The 20,213-nt window shown below is 64.5% G+C and carries 12 protein-coding genes; 3 read left to right on the forward strand and 9 right to left on the reverse strand.

The genetic code is table 11. The features are described from left to right. Positions 1-46: 46 nt before the first annotated feature. The 4 genes from Pan44_RS10320 to Pan44_RS10335 all read right to left on the reverse strand — a co-directional run bounded on the left by Pan44_RS10320 (position 47) and on the right by Pan44_RS10335 (position 6,965). Complete coding sequence (locus tag Pan44_RS10320; protein ID WP_145029843.1) at positions 47-1,489, reverse strand: DUF1501 domain-containing protein; 1,443 nt, start codon at positions 1,487-1,489, stop codon at positions 47-49. Further along, positions 1,486-3,786, reverse strand: a complete 2,301-nt coding sequence (locus Pan44_RS10325) for a serine protease (RefSeq protein WP_197453999.1) — start codon at positions 3,784-3,786, stop codon at positions 1,486-1,488. The genes Pan44_RS10320 and Pan44_RS10325 overlap by 4 nt, the downstream gene beginning before the upstream one ends. A 7-nt stretch (positions 3,787-3,793) precedes the next feature. After that, complete coding sequence (locus Pan44_RS10330; protein ID WP_231754277.1) at positions 3,794-6,010, reverse strand: DUF1549 domain-containing protein; 2,217 nt, start codon at positions 6,008-6,010, stop codon at positions 3,794-3,796. 190 nt (positions 6,011-6,200) lie between these two features. Continuing rightward, positions 6,201-6,965 carry an AraC family transcriptional regulator gene (locus Pan44_RS10335; RefSeq protein WP_145029847.1) on the reverse strand — a complete coding sequence of 255 codons (765 nt, stop codon included), beginning with the start codon at positions 6,963-6,965 and terminating at the stop codon, positions 6,201-6,203. Positions 6,966-7,070: 105 nt separating this feature from the next. On the opposite strand from Pan44_RS10335, the gene Pan44_RS10340 reads away from it, so the two are divergent. After that, positions 7,071-10,178 (forward strand): PSD1 and planctomycete cytochrome C domain-containing protein, encoded by a 3,108-nt coding sequence (locus Pan44_RS10340; RefSeq protein ID WP_231754278.1) that lies wholly within the window; start codon positions 7,071-7,073, stop codon positions 10,176-10,178. Further along, a complete protein-coding gene (locus Pan44_RS10345; protein ID WP_145029850.1) occupies positions 10,171-11,649 on the forward strand; it encodes a DUF1501 domain-containing protein in 1,479 nt (492 codons plus the stop codon). Before Pan44_RS10340 ends, Pan44_RS10345 begins: the two co-directional genes overlap by 8 nt. A 43-nt stretch (positions 11,650-11,692) precedes the next feature. Here Pan44_RS10345 and Pan44_RS10350 read toward each other — a convergent pair whose 3' ends face one another. Together Pan44_RS10350 and Pan44_RS10355 are read right to left on the reverse strand one after the other, a co-directional pair. After that, on the reverse strand, positions 11,693-12,595 hold the full coding sequence (locus tag Pan44_RS10350) for an alpha/beta hydrolase (protein ID WP_145029852.1): 903 nt from the start codon (positions 12,593-12,595) through the stop codon (positions 11,693-11,695). A gap of 58 nt (positions 12,596-12,653) precedes the next feature. Then, positions 12,654-13,376 (reverse strand): YebC/PmpR family DNA-binding transcriptional regulator, encoded by a 723-nt coding sequence (locus Pan44_RS10355; protein WP_145029854.1) that lies wholly within the window; start codon positions 13,374-13,376, stop codon positions 12,654-12,656. A gap of 276 nt (positions 13,377-13,652) precedes the next feature. Here Pan44_RS10355 and Pan44_RS10360 point away from each other — a divergent pair, with 276 nt between their 5' ends. Beyond that, on the forward strand, positions 13,653-14,741 hold the full coding sequence (locus Pan44_RS10360; RefSeq protein WP_261342616.1) for an FtsW/RodA/SpoVE family cell cycle protein: 1,089 nt from the start codon (positions 13,653-13,655) through the stop codon (positions 14,739-14,741). Positions 14,742-14,756: 15 nt separating this feature from the next. Here the strand turns inward: Pan44_RS10360 and Pan44_RS10365 are convergent, their stop codons facing one another. The 3 genes from Pan44_RS10365 to Pan44_RS10375 form a co-directional block, all read right to left on the reverse strand. After that, complete coding sequence (locus Pan44_RS10365) at positions 14,757-15,617, reverse strand: hypothetical protein (protein WP_145029858.1); 861 nt, start codon at positions 15,615-15,617, stop codon at positions 14,757-14,759. A 162-nt stretch (positions 15,618-15,779) separates the two neighbouring features. Further along, positions 15,780-17,258: a DUF1501 domain-containing protein gene (locus Pan44_RS10370; protein ID WP_197454000.1), complete on the reverse strand. Its 1,479-nt coding sequence runs from the start codon at positions 17,256-17,258 to the stop codon at positions 15,780-15,782. Positions 17,259-17,263: 5 nt separating this feature from the next. Beyond that, on the reverse strand, positions 17,264-19,984 hold the full coding sequence (locus Pan44_RS10375; RefSeq protein ID WP_197454001.1) for a PSD1 and planctomycete cytochrome C domain-containing protein: 2,721 nt from the start codon (positions 19,982-19,984) through the stop codon (positions 17,264-17,266). Positions 19,985-20,213 lie beyond the last annotated feature (229 nt).

Raw genomic sequence — 20,213 nt, forward strand, 5'->3', positions numbered from 1 at the left:
AAAGAAAAAGCCCGGCGTCTTCAACACGCCGGGCTTTTTCTGATGGTCAGGCGTTGGAACCGCGCTGCAGTTCGGGGATGGGCTTGCCGTGGTCGACGATCGGCGTCGGCCGGCCGGCGAAATCCTTGATCATCGTTGCCGGATCGATTCCCAGGTGATTGTAGATCGTCGCGAGGAAGTCGCCCGGCCCGCAGTGACGCTCCACGACGTCTTCGCCGCGGGAATCGGTCGCTCCGATGACGCGGCCAGGAACGATCCCGCCGCCGGCCCAGATGTTGGAGAACGCCCGCGGCCAGTGATCGCGCCCCGGCTGGACGGTTCCCGCCGCGGCGCTGGCGTCTCCGGCGCCGGTGCTCGGAGAGTATTCGATCTTCGGCGTGCGGCCGAACTCTCCGGTGACGACGACCAGCACCCGCTGATCGAGCCCGCGTTCGTAGATGTCTTCAATAAGCGCCGTGACGGCCTGGTCATAGGCGGCGGCCCGAAACCTGAGGGCATCGAACACGTGGTGGTTGACGGCGTGGTCGTCCCAGTTGTGAACACGCCCGCACAGGCGTCCGTTGAGGCTCGTGGTGAGGACGTCGACCCCGGCCTCGATCAGTCGCCGGGCCATGAGCAGCTGTTGGCCCCAGGTGTTGCGTCCGTAGCGATCGCGGGTTCGGTCGTCTTCCTTCGTGAGGTCAAACGCTTCCTTCGTCTGAGGGTTGGTGAGCAGCGTCATCGCCTGCGTTTCGAAGTCATCGAGAGCCGAGAGCTCGCGCTGCTGGTCGAACGTGCGCTCGAGTGTGTCGAGCGTCTGTCGGAGGGAAATCCGCCGGTCGAGGCGGCGAACTTCACCGAGGTTCGAGAGTCCGATATTGGGGACCGTGAAGTTCGGCTGGTTCGGATCACCGGAGACGGTGAACGGCGAGTAGGCATCGCCCAGGTAGGCCGGCCCGTTGTATTCGAGTGGCGGGTTGACGCCGACATACCGCGGCAATGGCGACTCGCGGGGGCCATCCTGCGACCGCAGGTAGTTGGCGACCGTCATCCAGTCGGGATAGCGCGGCTTGGGCTTGTCGCGGGTGTCGGGGTCGCCAGAGAGGAGCTGCATCGAGCCGGCGGGGTGGCCGGCGGCGGTCTGCCGCATTGAGCGGAGGACGACGAATTTGTCGGCGATGGCGGCCTGGCGCGGAAGGAGTTCCGTGAACCTTAGGCCCGGGACCTTCGTGTCGATCGTCGAGAACGGGCCGCGATACTCGGCCGCGGCCTTCGGCTTGGGGTCGTAGGTGTCGATATGCGAGCACCCGCCCGGCTTCCAGACCATGATGACGGCGGTCTTCTCGCGGTTCGTCGGCGTGCCTGCCTGCGCCTGCAGGCGGAGGATTCCGGGGAGACTGAGGCTGGCAAAGCCGGCCAGGCCCGCTCGAAGAAAACCGCGACGGCTACCGACGCCGAAGTCCCAGGGGCCGGTGCAGGCCAACGGGTGGGGAATGTGGGAATGGCTCATTTCGACTCCGCAGGTGTCACCCGAATCGAGATCGGTTCCGTGACCAGAATGTCGGCAATGTCTTTGGGCTGGGCGGCCGCTGTCACCTTTTTGAGTTGCTCGTTGGCTGCGGCGAGGGCGGCGGCGGCTCCCTTTTTCTTTTCGGCGAGTTCCGTGGCAGACTTTTCGGCATCAGGCTTCTGTTCAGCGTTTGCCGCGGCGGCGGCCTCGGTCGCCTTCTTCAACTCCCCGTCGATGGTCTGGAGGTCCTGCTCCGCTTTAGTCCTGGCAAGTTCCGCAATCGGGACGGCCTCAGGATTCAACCGGAATTTCGTAACGGCTCCTCCCAGAAACGCGAGGGTGTAGTCGCCGGGGGGCGTCTTGAGGGTGGCGGTGTCGATGACGGCCTCCGCCTTTTCCTCGGCGAACACCACTTTCAGTGGGGGAACGGATTCCATACCGGCTCCCTGGGGCTTCAGTGAAACCGAGGCGCCCTGGAAATCGGAACGGCGCGTCAGCGTGAGCGGCACCGTCAGTTTCTGGCCGGCGACCACTTCGAAGCAGGCCGTGCCGGCCGAGGCGATCGTTGCCGGCGCCAGGTCCTGCCCTGTCACGGAGACGACGATGTCGCCGAGGAGGCGAGGGCTGGGGATCTCGCTCCAGGAGTCGGTGATTGGCCAGGCATAGGAGGCAAGATGGCAGGGCCGAGTCACTTCGGTTCCATTGATCACGGCCTTGCCGACGAACGTGGCGCTCGAACGCGAAATCGGGGCATCGGCCCTGGCGGTCAGCAGCATCAGTCCGCGCGACTTGCCTGCGGGAATCTTAAGACCCCGGGCGGACACGCCCTCCGGCAGTCCCTCCATACCGAGTTCGATGTCGCCATCAAAGCCGTCCCGGCGAATGGCGACGACCTCGAGGGCCATGGTCGCTCCGCCGCGAAGGGCGAGGGGCTTCGACAGGGCGTTGCGGTCGCCGTTGCGAAGCTCCATGTGGAGCCCCCAGGCCGCCAGCGCGAAATCGGGCGTCCCCTTCCGGATCACGAGCCTGTAGATGCAGCGCGGGTCGTTCCGGGTGCCTCCGAAGAGGTCCGTCAGCTGAAGCCTGTGGCGGCCTGTGGTCTTGATCTCGATCTTGCCGAGGACGTCCGACGATCCGGCGTCGAAAGGGGGACCATCGTAGGCGTAGCCGTTGCTGGAGACTTTGACCGGGCTGGCAATGTCGTTCAGCTCGGCGACATCGGTGGCCGATTCCGATTCGCCTGTCCCGGTCACGTGCTGAACGAGGACCGCGGGATCGGTCGGAAGGCCGAGTCGCTGGGAGCCAACTTCGACCCACCAGACGTCGCCCGCCGTGGCTTCGAATTCGAACACATCGACATCCGCCGCGGTCGCGAAGCTGCCGGCGAGATCGCACGGGAGCGTCACCTGCTGCGCCTGGGCGCCGTCGTTGTTGGGCTCCGTTTCGGTGAGGGCCGCTTCCGCTGGAAGACCGACCGGGGGCCACGAAGCGGCGCTGACACGCCGGGAGCCTGCCTGTCGCGTGGCGATGGCGTCGACCGGCAGTTCGCGAAGCGCGAGGCGATAGTAGAAGGCCGGGCCTCCCTGAAACGTCAGCTCGTGAACTTTCACGATGTAGCGGCCGTCTTCGGGAACCTGGAAGTCGAGCGCACCGCTCCTCCGTTCCACAACGAGGTCGCGCCCCATTGCGTCGGCAATGATGACCACCGCCTCGAGCTTGGAATCAATTCCGCGGGACGCGACGTCCACGAATACGCGCTGGCCCCGCTTCCCCTCGAACGAATAGTGGTCGGCCGAACGGACGGTCATCACCGCGTTGCACACGGCGTTCAGCGGCAGCTCCATGGCGGTCTCGACCGATGTGTTGCCGGCCTTCTGGACGATCTCCGGGAGGTTCCCAACCGAGAAAATCCGTGACGTCGACAGCCCCAGGCGGCACTGGACGCGGGCTTCATAGATGCCCGCGGGGCAGTCGGTCGCGATTGTCACGACGAACTGCATCGGGAGCGGCTTGCCGTCGGCATCGAGCCGGGGTGCCGCCGAAAGTCGCGAGTCGGAGAACAGGAGGGTGGAGACATCTTCGAGATGGTCGCCCGTGATCGTGACGTTGACCTGAGTGCCCGCCTGCCCGCCCATCGGCATCGTCGTCAGGAGCCGGGGGGCGGGTAGCCCGACGGACTGCGCCGGGCAGACTGCCGGGACGGCCAACAGGACCAGCAGCGCCGTCGCGGTCCGTCTGGCCTGCTGAAACGCGGTGCGGAGCGAAGGTGTCGGAAGTGTGCAGAACATGGCAGCCATCGCCGGCTTAGTGATTGAACAGGAACTCTTTGGTGTTGATCAGGGCCCAGATCAGATCCTGAAACCCTTCGCGAGCGGCCACTTTCGCATCGACCGGTTTTCCATCGGCATCTGTCGACAGCTTCGCAAAGAAGTCGACGGCATTCTTGAGTTCTTCGGGACGCGGCTCGCGGGAGTAGGCCGCGATGTACACGTCGCGGATGCGGGCTTCGAGCGGTCGCTCGTCTTTCGCCAGCGTTTCGGCCCGCCCCGTCGGGCTCGAGAGCTTGGTGCGCATCTCCTGCGAATTGATCAGGTGCAGGCTCTGCGCGAGGCTCGACGTCTGGACGCGTTCGCACTCACAGACGCTGGCGGCCTCCGGACGGCCGAAGACCCGCAGAAAGGCGGACGACTTGTTGTAGCTGTTGTCCGGGAGCGCGACCGCCCTGGTCCCTTTCGGCAGGTTGGCGAACTCCGTTGGCGTGCCCGTAAGACGATCCATCGAGTCGAGCAGCACTTCGGCCTGCAGCCGCCGGTGGTAATAGTGCGAGTAGTTCTGGCGATCGGCGACGTTGTGCTCGTTGGGGATCGCGCTGAGCTGATAGGCGCTCGAACGCGTGATCTCGCGGATGAGGCTTTTGAGGTCAAATCGGCTGTCGATGAAATGCTTCGCCAGCGCGTCCAGCAATTCGGGATTGGACGGGGGATTGGTGTCGCGGATGTCGTCTTCGGGCTCGATGAGGCCGCGCTGGAAGAAGTGCTTCCAGTATCGGTTGACGAGCGCCTTCGCGAAGAACGGGTTGTCCGGAGAACTCATCCAGTCGGCCAGCTTCAGGCGGGGGTCGGCGTCGGCCGGGATGGGCGGAATCGAATCGCCCAGCGCGGCCGGCTTGAGGGCCTGGCCCGTCTTGATGTTGGTCGCCGTCGCGATTCCGCGCTTGTGGAAGATCAGGTCTTCGCCCCGCGTGCCCGAAGGCTTGCGGCCAATCTGCGTGAAGAAGGCCGAGAGTGAATAGTAGTCGTCCTGGCTCCATCGCTCGAAGGGGTGATGGTGGCACTGGGCGCACTGCATCCGCACCCCCAGAAAGAGCTGAGCGACATCCTCGAGCTGCTGGTTGGGATCCTTGACCCGCTTGTACCAGGCGACGGCGGGATTGCCGATGACAGCGCCCGTCGCGCCGAGCAGCTCGCGTACGAACTGGTCGTACGGTTTGTTGGCAAGGAGGCCGTCGCGAATCCAGGCATGAAACGCGAAATTCGAAACGATGTCGCTGGCATCGTCGCGGCGGTTCTTGAGGACCGCAGTCCACTTGGAGGCGAAAAAGTCGGCGTAGTCGGGGCTGCGCAGCAACTCATCGATCCACTGGTCGCGCTTGTTCGAATCGCTCGATGCGAGGAAACGGGTCGTTTCCTCCTCGGTGGGCAGACGTCCGGCGATGTCGAGCGTCACGCGGCGGAGAAACGTCGCATCGTCACAGACCGGTGACGGCGGCATTCCGAGATTCTTCAGGTTCGCGAAAACGAGGTCGTCGATGAAATTGCGGGAGGGAGGGACCGATTCGACCGGGGCTCCCAGCGGTACAGCGGCCGTGAAGACTGCGACCTTGCCCTGGAACCGCACCATGACGGCGACTTTGCCGGGAATGTTCTGAACGCTCACCAGGCCTTCCTGGCTGACTTCCGCCATGGAGGGATCATTGGCTTCAAAGAGCGCCGTTTTCGTCACTTCACGAACCGCGCCATCAGAGTACTTCGCGAAGGCTTTCAGCTGCTGCTGCGACTGGCGTGCAACGACGAGTTCCTTCGGCTCGATTTCGAAGGAGACCAACTTTGGCGTGTCGGCGCCGTCGTCCGGGGCTCCCTGGCGGATCCATTCCCGGATCGTGGCATAGCCGTCGCTGTCGGCGGGAAGCCTGACGCCCCCGCCGTGAGGAACCTGCCCGGATGCCTTTCGTAGAACGAGGCTCTGTTCGGGGGCGGCCGGGAACAGGCGGCGGCCACGCGATTCCTGAATCAACTCTTCGTAGTCGTCCCGCGGCTCGAAGCCGAGCAGCGAGAGCTGGAAGCCGTTCTGTCCGCCACCCGCCTTGGCATGGCAGGGGCCCAGGTTGCATCCCGCCTTCGTCAGAACGGGGACGACGTCATTGCGGAAGCTGACGGTCGTTTCGGCCGCGGATCCCGCCGCCGTCATCAGGGCGAACAAGAGGGCCGCAAACGCGATCGGACGGGGAAAGGATGACCACACTCGATGGGGCGCAAGAGGGAGAGAACTTCGTGGACCCATCGCTGACGACTTCCCCGTGACCCGCGGTTCCCTCTCAGACGCATCAATCAATATTAATGCATGAGCGGCCTTTTGCACGATCGAACATCGCTGATGGGGCCGCAAAAAAAACGCAATCCCGTTGGAATTGGCGGCACGACCCGGTCTCAGTTCAGGATCGGGTCCGGTCGACGAACTGCCGGCGATAGGCGGCGGGCGTGATCCCCGTGACTTCCCGGAAACGCTTGGTGAGGTGGCTCTGGTCGGTGTAACCGACTTCCACGGCGATCTCGGCGAGGCTCCGCGATGTCGTGATCAGCAGGTTCCGGGCGGCCTGGATACGGACGGTCCGCAGGTACTGCATGGGGGTCATGCGCAGCAGGTGGCGAAACCGCCGGTTGAAGTGCGTGGAGGAGAGGCCAGCGAGACGGGCCATCGCTTCCATCGAAATCGGTTCGGCGAAGTTCTGTTCGATGTGCCGGACGACCGGGTGGAGTTCCTGGAAAAAGCGGTTGAGTTCCTGCGGCTCCTCCACGCGGTACATCGCACCGGCGAGCCCGACGACGTCGCCCTCGGGGCTGAAGAGCGGGGTCTTGGTGGAAACGTACCAGCGAGGGACGCTCCGGCGATGCATCACGAGCCAGATCTGGCCAGGAATCGGTCGGCGGGCCTGCATCACCCGTCGATCTTCTTCGAGATACGCCTGAGCCATCAGTGGCGGGTGGAAATCGCGATCGGTCCGGCCGATCGCCTGCGACTCATGCTCCAGGCCATGGTTCTCAAGAAAGGCCGCGTTGACCTTCACGAACCGGCTGTCGCGGTCCTTGGCGTAGAAGTAAGTCTGGGGGAGGGCGTCGAACAGCGAAAGGACCGATTCCGCGACCGGATGTCGACGGAAGAACTCTTTCTGGAACGCGAGCGGCTCGAGGCGGGGCATGGTCAAAAAGTACCAGAATCACCTGCGACCATCCAAGACGGCCCCGAGTCACAGGGGTAGGGTGGAGGACGTGATTCCGGACTCTTCAGGAAAGCGGAGCCAGGCGTGATTGCAGCAGGCGCAACCGATGTGGGAAAGGGCCGGTCCCTGCCGGGCGTTGTTGTCGCGCTGGTTGCGGTGGCGATGGGCTCGTTCTCGAGCGCCGATGACATCCGGTTCAGCCGCGATGTGCTGCCGATCCTCTCGGATCGCTGCTTCCACTGTCACGGCCCCGATCCGTCCCATCGCGAAGCCGATTTGCGACTGGATGAGCGAGAGTCGGCGATCGCGCAGCGCGACGGAAAGGCCGCGATTGTTCCGGGGCGGCCAGAAGACAGCGAGATCCTCCGCCGGATCATGAGCGACGACCCAGATGAACTGATGCCGCCTCCAGCCTCCCACCGGAAGCCGCTCAGTCGGAAAGAGAGGGAGACTCTTCACAGGTGGATCGCCGAGGGGGCCGTCTGGGGACGGCATTGGGCGTTCGAACGCCCGGTGAGGCCCGCCGTTCCGGCCGGGGCGAAGCATCCGATCGACGCCTTTGTTTCCGCACAGCTGAAGGAGCAGGGGCTGAAACTTTCGAAACCCGCTTCCCGGGCGACGCTGATCCGGCGACTCTCGTTTGACCTGACGGGGTTGCCCCCGGGCAGGGCCGACTTGCAGAGTTTCGTTGCGGATGATTCGGAGGAGGCCGAGGCGCGGCTCGTCGACCGATTGTTCAAGTCGCCGCATTACGGCGAGCGGATGGCGATGTGGTGGCTCGATGCGGCGCGCTACTCGGATACCGATGGCTTTCAGGCGGATGCCACGCGGACAAACTGGCCGTGGCGCGACTGGGTGATCCAGTCATTCAACGCGAACAAACGATTCGACCAGTTCACGATCGAGCAGTTCGCCGGCGACCTGCTCCCCGACGCTGCGCCCGAGCAGATCCTGGCCACCTGCTTCCACCGCAATCACATGACGAATGGCGAAGGGGGGCGCGATCCGGAGGAATCGCGGATCGACTACGTCATCGACCGTGTGAACACCACCGGCACGGTGTGGCTGGGCCTGACGCTGGGCTGCACGCAGTGCCATTCCCACAAGTTCGACCCGATCTCGCACCAGGACTACTACAGCCTGTTCGCCTTCTTCGACAGCATCGATGAGGACGGCAAGGCAGGGACGGCCGCCAAGCCGTACCTCAAGTTCAAATCGCCCCTCGCGCAGCGCGCCGTCGAGGAAGCGCAGCGAGTCGTGTCAGCCAGGACGCCGATCGTCGAAGCGGCGCGTCAGCGCGCCGACGCGGAATTTCAGGGTTGGCTGGCCTCGGAGGTCGCGGCCGTGCAGAAGGACGGGTTTCAGCCGTGGCGGCCGTTGACTCCGAATCTTCTGGAATCCATCGAAGGAACGCGGCTCTCGATGGAGGCCGATGGCGTCATCCAGGCCAGCGGGCCGAATCCGAGGCAGGATGATTACCGCCTCCTCGCGACGAGTTCACTCCCGCGGATCACCGGGCTGCGGCTGGAAGTCTTTCCGCATTCCCTGAACACCGACGGAAAGCTTTCAAGGGGGGCGAGCGGAGAGTTCATCCTGACGGACGTGAAGCTGCAGGTTCGGCAGGCCGGCCGGAGCGAGATTCGCGACATCGATCTCGAGTCGGCCGTGGCGGATGTCGAGCGGGATGTGAAAGGCAGGAACTATGGCAAGATCGTCGACACGCTGGATGACGATCCTCGCAACGGCTGGACGACCGAGTCGCACGATCCGAAGAGCCGGCATGTGGCGGTGTTCGCGTTGAAGGAACCGCTCGTACTCCAGGCGGATGAGGAATTGATCTTCGTGATGCTGCACCGTTCGACCAGCGGGGATGCCAACATTGGCCGGTTCCGGGTTTCGGTGACGGACCAGCCGGGTGAGGCCGTGCGTTCGCTGAACGCCATGCCTCTCGAGCAGCTGGCGGCGGCGGGCGTCAACGATCCCGCGACCATCGAAAGTGGCCTCCACGACCGGCTGTTTGAGCAGTTTCTCGTCGATCACGCCGAGTACCAGAAAGCAAAGACGCTGCTCGACGGGGCGAAACAACAACTGCGAAGCGTTCAGAAGTCATCCGGTGAGCTGAACGTGATGGTGCTCGCCGAACGCGCCGAGCCACGACCGACCTACATCCTGGAACGGGGCGTGTGGGACAAGAAGGGGCAGGAGGTCGGTCGTGCCGTGCCGGCAGCGGTGCTGGATCGTCCGCCGGAGCAGGTGCGGACTCGCCTGGATCTGGCGAAGTGGATTGTCGACCGTGAGAACCCACTCACGGCGCGGGTGGTGGTGAATCACCTGTGGCAGCTCTGCTTTGGCGCCGGCCTCGTCCGCACGTCCGAAGACTTTGGATTGCAGGGGGAGTTTCCGACGCATCCCGACCTGCTCGACTGGCTGGCCGTCGAACTGGTGGAAAGCGGCTGGGACCTGCAGCATGTCCTGCGGCTCATTGTGACCAGTGAGACTTACCAGCAGGACTGCCGTGTTTCGGCCGAGCTGTGGAAGCTCGATCCGGAGAACCGATTCCTCGCGCGCGGCGCGCGGTTTCGGCTTCCCAGCTGGATGATCCGGGATGCGGCGCTCACCAGCAGCGGGCTGTTGAATCCCGCACTCGGTGGGCCGCCGGTGTTTCCGTACCAGCCGGAAGGAGTCTGGGCCGAGAATACGATGGGACGATTCGGCTACGAGCCGAGTCAGGGGCCGGCCCAGTTCCGGCGGACGGTGTATGCGTTCTGGCGACGGTCGTCCGCACCGACGTTTCTCTTCGACACGGCCCAGCGGAGAGTGTGCGAGGTTCGAGCCCGACAGACCAATACGCCGCTGCAGGCGTTGACGCTGCTGAATGACGCCACACAACTGGAGGCATCGCGCGAGGTGGCGCGTCGAGCCATCGAGAGTTCTCCCCAACCGGGTGAGCGATTGCAGTTCCTGTTCGAGTCGATTGTGTCGCGCGTTCCTTCCGCCGCCGAGGCCGCATTGCTGGCGGCGCAATTGCGAACGGCGGAGGCAGCGTATCGCGACGAGCCGGGGGAGGCCGCAAAGCTGCTGGACTTCGGGCAGTCGGACCTCGATTCGTCAGGAAACGGGGCCGAACTCGCGGCGTACATGGTCGTGGCGAGCCTGGTGTTCAATCTCGATGAGGCGATCACGCATGAATAACCACCACGCGAACGCGGGCTTGCATGGCCGGGATGCGCAAGAAGTGTCGCGACGGCATTTCCTCAGGAACACGTCGGGACTCAGCCTTGGCTCGATCGCACTCGGGATGCTCGCGCAGCAGGGGTCGGCGGCGCTCGCGCACGATGTCTCTGCACTCGGGCTGCCGGACCTCCCTCATGCGCGGCCGCGCGCGAAGCAGGTGATTTTCCTCACGCAGTCGGGCGGCCCCTCACAGATCGAGTTGTTCGACCACAAGCCCGGGCTCACCGAGTGGGCCGGCAAGGAACTCCCCGACAGCGTCCGCCAGGGGCAGCGGCTGACGACAATGACCGCCAACCAGAAGCAACTGGTGATGCCGGCCCGCACGCAGTTCGGGCGATATGGCGAGAGCGGCGCCACGATTGGCGAATGGCTGCCGCACACAGCCGGCGTCGTCGATGACCTCTGCTTCGTCAAATCGATGGTGACGGACGAGATCAACCACGCCCCCGCCATGACGAAGTTCCTGACCGGGCATCAACTCCCCGGACGACCGAGCCTGGGAACGTGGGCCAGCTATGGGCTCGGGAGCGAGAACAGGAACCTGCCGGACTACCTGGTGCTGATCTCGCGGATGAAGAGGCCAAGCGACCAGCCGCTGTACGACCACTACTGGGGGAGCGGCTTCCTGCCGTCGCGCTACCAGGGGGTGAAGCTGCGGAACTCACAGGATCCTGTCCTCTACCTGCGCGATCCGGCCGGGCTGCCGCGGCCCGTCAGACGCAACATGCTGGACGGTCTGGCGGCCATGAACCAGATGCGGTTCGAGGAGACGGGGGACCCGGAGATCGAGACTCGCATCCGCCAGTACGAAATGGCGTGGCGGATGCAGTCGAGCATCCCGGAACTCAACGACCTCGGCGACGAACCGGAATCGACATTCGAACTTTACGGGCCAGACTCCAGAAGGCCGGGAAGCTATGCGGCCAACTGCATCCTGGCGCGGAGGTTGATCGAACGGGGCGTGCGCTTCGTGCAGTTGTTCCATCCGGACTGGGACCACCACAGCCGGCTCAGTTCGTGGTGCGTGGCCCGCTGCCGCGACACCGATCAGGCGAGCGCCGCACTGGTGACCGATCTCAAGCAGCGCGGGCTGCTGGACGAAACGCTGGTGCTCTGGGGCGGAGAATTCGGCCGGGGCGTCGCCGGGCAGGGTGACTGGAACAGCCCGGAGGGGGGGCGCGACCATCATCCGCGCTGCTTCACGATGTGGATGGCCGGCGGCGGCGTAAAGCCGGGAATCACTTACGGCGCGACGGACGACTTCAGCTACAACGTCGCCGAGAACCCGCTCCATGTCCGGGATCTGCATGCCACAATCCTGCACCTCCTCGGCATCGACCACGAGCGATTCAGCTACCGCTTCCAGGGACTCGATTTCAAGCTGACCGGCGTGGAACCGGCGCGCGTCGTCCACGACATCCTGACCTAGACCCGAGAAGGTCCCCTTCACAGCTTGCCGACGTCTCTCGGCTTTATTGGCCTATTGCCGGCTCAGCGGGCGCGACGAAGCCGCGTTGCCGGAGCCAGTCGGTCGCACGCGCCTGCCAGTCGGTGGGACCGGTCGCGTTGGGACGCGAACGCATCCCGAAACCGTGGCCGCCTCGCTCATAGATGTGCAGCTCCGCCGGGATCCTGCGATTCACCAGTTCGAGATAGAGCAGGGCGCTTCCCTGGGGAACCGAGCCGGTGTCATCCCCCATCTGGGCGATGAATGTCGGCGGCAATCCACCGTCGAGTCGAATCGCTGACTGCAGCGACTGCGTCGTCGGGTCATAGATCTTGTAAGGGTACAGCAGAACGAGGAAGCCCGGTTTGTGAGACTCCGTTCCCTTCGCTTCCGCGAACAGGAGATCGTTCGATGCGGCGATCAGGGCGGCATGCCCACCGGCTGAGAAGCCAAGGACTCCAACTTTCGCGGCATCGATCTCCAGTTCCGCCGCCCTGGCCCGGACGACACGGACGGACTGCTGAACATCCTGCGCGGGCCCCGCGTACGGGTCGGCGAGCTTGTTCGTCGGAGTGCGGTAGGCGAGTTGAAACGCGACGACGCCCTGTTTCGCCAGCCAGATGCAGGCGTCGGACCCTTCATGCTCGTCCGCGAGGCGTCCGAGCCCTCCGCCCGGAACGACAATGATCGCGGCTCCCGATTTCGGAACCCCTGCCGGAGGTGAGAACACGAACAGTCGCGGCTGCGAGACATTCGAGCGACGGGAGATCCCGTCCTTGCCGCGTTCGACCGATTCCGGCGGATCGGCCGGGACGACCGGAGCGGGCATTCCATCCGGCCAGAGAACGATCTGCTGCGGTTCCACGGCGCGAGCACTCGTGGCGACGGAGAATACCGCGAGAAACAGGCAGAGGGCCGACACTCTCATCACGACTCCCGCGAAGTGGATCGGAACGGAACAGCCCCTGTCGCGTCGGCCTGTTGGCTCAGGCAGGCAGCTCGGCGTTGTGGTAAATCTCCTGCACGTCGTCGCAGTCGTTCAACATGCCGATGAACTTTTCGAACATCGGCATGTCGTCCGGGCTGATGGCCTTCGTGCTCTGTGGGAGGAGCGTGATTTCCTGGGTGTCGAACTCGAGCCCCGGGTACTTCGCGAGGAGGGCGCTCTTGGCTTTGTAGAGCTCGCTGGCGGGCGCGAAGATCGTGATCGAGCCGTCATTGGACTCGGTGTCTTCGACGTTGACGTCCGCTTCGAGCAGCGCTTCCAGCACTTCGTCTTCGTTGTCGCCTTTGAATACGAGGACGGCGCGTTCATCGAACCAGAGCGCCACGGAGCCGGTTGCTCCGAGCTTCGCACTGGTCTTCGTGAAGGCGTTGCGGATCTCCGCGATCGTCCGCTGTGGGTTGTCGGTCAGGCAGTCGACGATGACCTGGCAGCCGCCGGGGCCGTAGCCTTCATAGCGGGCGGGTGCGAAGTTCTCCCCGCCGGCGCCCTGGGCCTTCTGAATGGCCTTTTCGATGACGTGGGCGGGAACCTGGTCCTTCTTGGCCCGATCAATCAGCGCCCGAAGTGCCGGATTGCCTTCAGGGTCGGCCACGCCATTTTTCGCGATGACGTAAATCTGCTTGCCGTACTTGGAGTAGACCTTCGACTTGGCGGCGGCCGTCTTGAAAATCGCGTGCTTTCGATTCTCGAAGCTTCTCCCCATGACCGCTCTCTTCTTCGTCCTGTGACCTGCGCGCGACACCTGCGGAGCGTCCATCGCTCCGTGGGCGTGAGACGCCGCCTGCGCTGAAAGTATTGATTCCGACTGACTTTAAGCGCGATCGGGAATTGTGCAAGCCTTGGCAATTTGGAGCGATCAATCATCGGATCTCGGCTTCATCCCGACGCGGAAAGTCTGGTAAAACCCGGCCGACTTGCGGCCCCTCGATGACGAGCGATTCTCCTGTCTGTTTTCTCGCGACTTCCCTGGTTCTCGCTGCTGGCGACCCTCCTGCTGGTGTTGGCCGGGCTGGCCGGCATTGCGCGGGGGGACGACCTCTACGGCGGCTCGCCGATGCTGGTCAGGCAGCTGGTGTGGGTGGCGATTTCCACGATGGTGCTCGCTGGAGCGGCCGCAGTTCCCTATCGCAGACTGCGGGGCTGGGCTTATCCGGCCCTGCTCCTGGCGCTCGTCCTGCTGGTGCTGGTGCTGCTCATGCCGGCCCGCAACGGATCGCGGAGCTGGTTCGCTCTCGGACCGTTCACGTTCCAGCCCTCGGAATTCGCCAAACTCGCCTGCGTCCTCGCCGTCAGCCGTTACCTGGTTTCGGCTCGACGCGCCGGGAGCCTGCGAGGCCTGTTCGTGCCTCTGCTGATGACGCTGCCGATCGTCGTGCTGGTGTTACGCGAACCGGACCTCGGAACGGCCACCATCTTCCTGCCGATGCTCTTTGCGATGCTCTATGCGTCCGGCGCGAGAACGTGGCATCTTGCGGCGGTGATGCTGGCCGGCGCGATTTCGCTTCCGCTTCTATGGACCGAACTGAGCGCGGAACAGCGATCTCGGATCACCGCCGTCTTTCGTCAGCGAGACGGCGGAGCGCCGGCCAGGGGGGACGACTACCACCTGCACCAGTCCAAGCAGGTGATCGCGCTGGGAGGAGTGTGGGGAAGCGACCTGGCGGGGATGCCTCTCGCGGAAAGCGAGGCCTATCATCTGCCGGCGGCGAGGACCGATTTCGTGTTCTGCCTGGTGGCGGAGCGCTGGGGCGTCGCAGGAGCTGCGGGAGTGCTGATCGCCTATTTCGTCCTGATCGCGGGCACGCTGAGAATCGGCGGGTCGACCGACGATCCGTTCGGCCGGCTGATCTGCGTCGGCATCGCGACATGGCTTGGGGCGCAGGTGGTCATCAACACGGGAATGACGGTCGGCCTGGTGCCGATCACCGGAATTACGCTCCCGCTGCTCAGCTATGGCGGATCGAGTATGGTGGCCACATGCGCGGCCATCGGGCTCGTGGTCAACGTGGCCATCCGGCCGGGCTTCGAGGCTCGGGCTCCGTTCTCGGTCTCCCGGAGAGCGGCTTGAGGAGCGTCTGGCCGCTCAGTTCATCTCGCCGTCGCGGAACTCTTCCGGCTTGTAGAACTTCGTGAGGTCGAGGTTGCCCTGGCCTTCCTGCTCCAGCAATGCCAGGCGCGCTTCCGCCCGCTGGAAACGAGCCTCGATCGCCGGGTCGAAGACGGGAGTCGTGCGCGGCGGCTTCGGCCGGGGGACAGCCGGGTAACTCAACTGCCGCTGCAGTGCGGCGAACATGTAAATCGGATCCTTGCGGAGGTTCGCCTTCGCGATCCGCCCTTCCGAGACGCCGAACAGGATCGGATAGGACGCCTCATAAGACGGATTGTTGCGCTCCCTGCGAATCTCTTCGACCCGCTGCTGCGACCGCTTGTAGATCAGGTCGGCGAAGTCGACCGTACCCAGCTGCATCCTGATCTTGAGGATCCAATCTTTCCAGGAGGCGTCGTACGCGGGATCAGCGGCGATCGCCTGCATGCCCGCGTCGTAGCCCAGGCGATTCCGCGCCAGGCATTCGAACTGGAACATGAACAGCCCCTGCAGGTGGAACTTTCCAGCGCGGAACTCCGCCTCGCGCTCGAGGATCTGAAGGGCGAGCCGCATATCGAACTTCGATTCATCCGCCTCAGCCCGCCCGATCACGAAGGCCTGGAACGGCGTGAAGTAATGCGTCAGCCGCGACATCCCCGAGCTGACTTTGCCATGCAGCTGCAGCTCGCCGGCGAGAAAATCGATCGCCATCGGCAGCTTGGTTGTCGCCAGGATCTCCTCGCGGAGGTGGGCCAGGATCTCCTGCGCGGGGACGTTCTCGAGAAGCCGGTCGCGGTAAACCCGAAAGAAATAGGTCTGCTCAATGTACTCCTCGCGATCGAGAACCTGTTCGGGCATCGGAGGAGGATCGACCTGGGGGCGCTGGGGCTTGGGATGACTTGTGCAGTTCCAATCGTAGCGGAGGGGGGAGCGGCGAACACGGGTGAGGTTTCCTCCGGTGCAAACAGAATGGGCGCCGGAAGGGGCTCAGCGGGGAATCGGCGATCGGACTTTCGGGGACTACGCGATGATCTCGTGAATTGGCGTGCCGTAGTCCTTCTGGATCCGTTTGCGGGAGGGGAGGGCGAGCCGGCGGGGATCGAGGCCCAGCTGGTGCAGGATCGTGGCGTGAACGTCGGTGACGTAGTGCCGGTGTTCGACGGCGTGGAAACCGAGTTCATCGGTGGCCCCGTGCGCGATGCCGCCCTTGATGCCGCCACCCGCCATCCAGACGGAGAATCCATACGGATGATGGTCGCGCCCGTCGCCACTCTGCGAGCCGGGGGTGCGACCGAACTCGGTGGCCCAGACCACGAGCGTTTCATCGAGCAGGCCGCGGGCTTTGAGGTCGGCCAGGAGGGCGCCGCACGGTTGATCGGTCTGCCGGGCGAGCCTGTCGTGATTGACCTTGAGGCCGGCATGGGAATCCCAGCTGCCGGCGCCGCCGTTGTAGCCGTGGTAGACCTGGACGAAGCGAACTCCGCGTTCCACGAGCCGACGGGCCGCGAGGAGCTGGCTGCCGAACTCCTTGGTTTCCTTCTCATTGACGCCGTACATCGCCTGTGTGGCGGCCGTTTCTTCGTCGAACCGCACGACATCGGGAACGGCGGACTGCATGCGGAACGCGAGTTCGTACGATCGGATGCGGGCCTGGAGAGCCGGGTCGTTCGGATACTGGTTCGCGGTCAGCTGGTTCAGCTTGCGGACGAGATCGAACTGCGCTTTCTGCTCTTCCTTCCAGACACCTTTCTCGGGCTTCGAGTACGGCAGCGGATTCAGAGGATCGACGGCGAGCGGCACGCCGTCGAACTGCGGGCCGAGGTAGTTGGCGCGATGGGCCTCCTGGCCGCCGCAGCAGTCGGCAAGGGGATTGCCCAGGACGACGAACCGCGGCAGGTTGTCATTCAGAGATCCGAGCCCGTAGCTGACCCAGGCGCCGATCGTGGGGAAGTACCCGTCGAGGCGATTGCGGCCGGTATGGAACTGGATCTGCGCGCCGTGATTGCTGTCCTCCGTCCACATCGAGCGGATCAGGCAGAGGTCATCCGCCTGCTTCGCGGTATGCGGGAACCAGTCGCTGATCTCGAGGCCGCTCTCACCGTGCTTGCGGTAGCCGATCTGCAGGGGATAGATCGTGTTGCGGATCTGGCCGTTGGCATCCGCTGCCGCGATCCGTTCATTGGCGAGAAACGGGGAGGTCAGGACATCCTTCCAGGGCGTCTCTGCGATCGACTTGCCGGCATATTGGTTGAGCGCCGGCTTGGGATCGAACGATTCGAGGTGGCTCGTGCCGCCGATCATGAACAGCCAGATCACCGATTTCGCCTTCGGCGCGAAATGGCTGATGCCCGTGGGCAGGGCATGCGACTCCGCCCGAGCGTCGCCGTGCAGCAGATCGGCCAGGGCGATGCTGCCGAATCCGAGGCCGGCCCGCGTCAGAAAGGCGCGACGGGTCTGGGCATCAACGAGCGAACGGGGCGTTGATTGGGGGCTGGTCATGAGGCTCATCGCACGGTGACGCAGTCGTTGTGATTGAACAGCGCGAGGATCAGGTTCTCGCGGGCGCGCTGACGGGCATCGTCACTGGGCGGCGTTCCAGGTTTCGCGCCGCCGGCGATGGATGTCAGCCCGGTCGGTTCTGAAAGCAGTTTCTGCTGCCCGGCGAGGAACTCACGGCAGGCATCAAGTTCGGGCGACGTGGCATGCCGGCTGAGAATCCGCAGGAAGGCCTCCTTCACGAACTCCTCGTCATTCTCATGCGTCGCGGAAAGTCTGCCGGCAAGCTTTCGGGACTGTGTCGACAGCAGGGAGCTGTTCGAAAGAGCGAGAGCCTGTTGGGGGATGATGCTCTCAGTGCGGCGGTAGCAATCGGCCGGGTTGGCGGCGTCAAACAGCGTCAGCATGAGCATCTGCTTTTCGTACGCCGTCTGGAAATAAAGACTCCTGCGGAGCACATTCTCTCCGTCGCCGAAGGGCAGGTCGGGGCCGCTGAACGTCCGGTCGAGAGTCCCGGCCGCGGCGAGGACGGCGTCTCGAACGCCTTCCCCTTCAAGCCTCCGGATGTTCGCCCGCCAGTAGAGACGGTTCTCGGGGTCGATCGCGAGATTCGCCGCCGGTGCGTCATCGGGATTGGACGACCGCTGGTAGGCCTGTGAAGTCACGACCAGCCGGTGGAGGTGCTTCATGCTCCAGGGACGGCCGGTGGCTCCGCCCGTCATCAGTTCCACGGCGAGCCAGTCCAGCAGCTCCAGTTGCTCGGGCTTCGGCGCATTCAGTCCGAAGTCGACGACATTGCTGACGAGCGGCGTCCCGAAGTGCCGCATCCAGATCTGATTGACGGCGACTCGCGCGGTGAGCGGGTTCTCGGGCGCGGTGATCCATTTTGCGAGTGCCGTGCGGCGACCGCTGCTGACTCTCCCGTACTGCTTCGCGACAGGCGTGTAGGCTCCATCGGCCTTCTCGAGGTCGAGCCGGGCCTCGTCGAGTTTCTTCCTGGCGGCGGCGAGTTGCTCGGTGAGCTTCGCAGGCGTGGCCGCGTTCTTTGCGGCCGGCTTTTTCTTGCCGTCGGCCGGTGCCTGCTCAGCTTTCTTTACAGCGGCCGCCAGGGCCTGTTGTTTCTGAACAACTTCCAGCTCCGCAGTGGCGATCGCTGCTTCACGCTCGAGTTGCGCAGCCGTAACGTCTTCACCCGCTCCGCAGCCCCCTTCGAGATGCTTTGCCCGATCGGCCGCCCAGCGGGCCTTGAGCGATTCCAGCGTCGCTCGATCGGCCGCAACTTTTAGATCGGCGACCAGGCGTTTGGGATCCTCGGCCGGAGCATCGCGTAGCTTCGAGGCGGCGGCCAGCGAGGCGTCGAGGGCTGACCCTGCGGCGGCCAGGTCATCCTGCTCGACGAAGTCCTGCAGGTCGGGGATCCACCCGGCCAGCGGCAGTTCGACCGGCTCGATCCGAAACTCTCCGCCGAGTGCGGCGGGGACGCCCGGCTGCAGCGGGTGCTCCTTGTCGAGGTCTTTCTCGTTGCCCCGTTTGAACAGCCAGGTCGGCGTGTCGAGCTTGTCGTCGTAGACGCGCGGCAGGCCCGCCTTCACGATGTCGGTCTCGCCCGGCACACGGTCGGTACGCACGGAGTAGGGCTGGAAGATGGCCCGAAACGTGTAGTACTCCTGTTGCGGAATCGGATCGTACTTGTGGTCGTGGCAGCGAGCGCAGGCGAGGCTGATGCCGAGGAACGCCTTCGAGGTATGCTCGACCGCGTTGTCGAGCCACATATTCCGGTTCGCCTTGTTGTAGTTGCGGACGAGGAATCCCGTGGCCCTGAGTGCATCGCGGTCGCCGGGGGCCAGTTCGTCGGCCGCCAACATCTCGCGGATCATCTGGTCGTAGCCCTTGTCGGCGTTCAGCGACTCGATGATCCAGTCCCGCCAGTGCCAGATGTGTTTCTGGCTGTTGCGGACTTCAGCCTTGTAACCATCCCAGTCGCTGTAGCGCCAGACATCCATCCAGTGGCGTCCCCAGCGTTCGCCGTAGTGCGGGCTGTCGAGCAGTCGGTCGACAACCCTCCGGTACGCCTCGGGAGATTCGTCGGCCAGGAACTCGCTGATTTCTTCGGGAGTGGGAGGAAGGCCGATGAGGTCGAACGTCACGCGCCGGAGAAGCAGGGCACGGTCGGCAGGCCTCGCAGGGATGAGACCTTTCTGCGCCTGCCTCGTGGCGAGCAGCGCGTCCACCGGATGGTCCAGACCGGCCACTTCCGGCGGCTCGACTCGCCGCGGGCGCTGATATGTCCAGTGCTGCCGGGGATCGGTGAGGACTTCCTCGTCCTCAGGAGCGGGCGCTCCGGCGTCGATCCATGCCTTCAATGCCTGCAGGTCTTCGGAGGTCAGCGGCTCGCCTTCCCCCTCCGGCGGCATCCGATCGTCCCCCGTCGAAGTGACGCGCCGGATGAGAGCGCTCTCGGCGGCCTTTCCCGCAATGATGACCGGACCGCTTTCACTCCCTTGGTGAATCAGCCTGGCGGCGTCGGTTCGCAGGCCGGCCTCCTGCTTCACGGCGCCATGGCAGCCGAAGCACTTCTCCTTGAGCAGCGGCTTGATGCGGGCTTCATAGAGGTCGTCGGCAGCGGCAAGCCTGGAAGTCGACGTGGCCGGAAGTGCTCCGCACAGCATCGCGACGGCGGCCGTCAGCGACAGACGCGCCTGTCGAAGACGTGGTTCACGGTGAAACATGCCGCGGCCTTGAGGGAGGGGATCAGGGGGGCGAGGGCGCACAGCGGAGGGCAGTTCTATTTCACCTTCCCCGACTGCCGACGGCAAGGGGAAGGATGTCTCCACTCAGACGCGGACTGCGGTTCCTCGCCCCGGCCGCGAGGGCGATGTCGCCGGACGAGTCGCATCCAGCCAACGGTTCTTGATTCACGCGGCACAAAAAAAGGCCGGGCATGCAGGGCATGTCCGG

This window comes from Caulifigura coniformis (genome assembly GCF_007745175.1).
GTDB lineage: Bacteria > Planctomycetota > Planctomycetia > Planctomycetales > Planctomycetaceae > Caulifigura > Caulifigura coniformis.

Excerpts from the sequence above, each read along its gene's own strand:
- Pan44_RS10355 (WP_145029854.1), bottom strand. The coding sequence starts at position 13,376 with ATGGGGAGAAGCTTCGAGAATCGAAAGCACGCGATTTTCAAGACGGCC.
- Pan44_RS10320 (WP_145029843.1), bottom strand. The coding sequence starts at position 1,489 with ATGAGCCATTCCCACATTCCCCACCCGTTGGCCTGCACCGGCCCCTGG.
- Pan44_RS10365 (WP_145029858.1), bottom strand. The coding sequence starts at position 15,617 with ATGCCCGAACAGGTTCTCGATCGCGAGGAGTACATTGAGCAGACCTAT.
- Pan44_RS10345 (WP_145029850.1), top strand. The coding sequence starts at position 10,171 with ATGAATAACCACCACGCGAACGCGGGCTTGCATGGCCGGGATGCGCAA.
- Pan44_RS10325 (WP_197453999.1), bottom strand. The coding sequence starts at position 3,786 with ATGGCTGCCATGTTCTGCACACTTCCGACACCTTCGCTCCGCACCGCG.
- Pan44_RS10350 (WP_145029852.1), bottom strand. The coding sequence starts at position 12,595 with ATGAGAGTGTCGGCCCTCTGCCTGTTTCTCGCGGTATTCTCCGTCGCC.
- Pan44_RS10370 (WP_197454000.1), bottom strand. The coding sequence starts at position 17,258 with ATGACCAGCCCCCAATCAACGCCCCGTTCGCTCGTTGATGCCCAGACC.
- Pan44_RS10335 (WP_145029847.1), bottom strand. The coding sequence starts at position 6,965 with ATGCCCCGCCTCGAGCCGCTCGCGTTCCAGAAAGAGTTCTTCCGTCGA.
- Pan44_RS10375 (WP_197454001.1), bottom strand. The coding sequence starts at position 19,984 with ATGTTTCACCGTGAACCACGTCTTCGACAGGCGCGTCTGTCGCTGACG.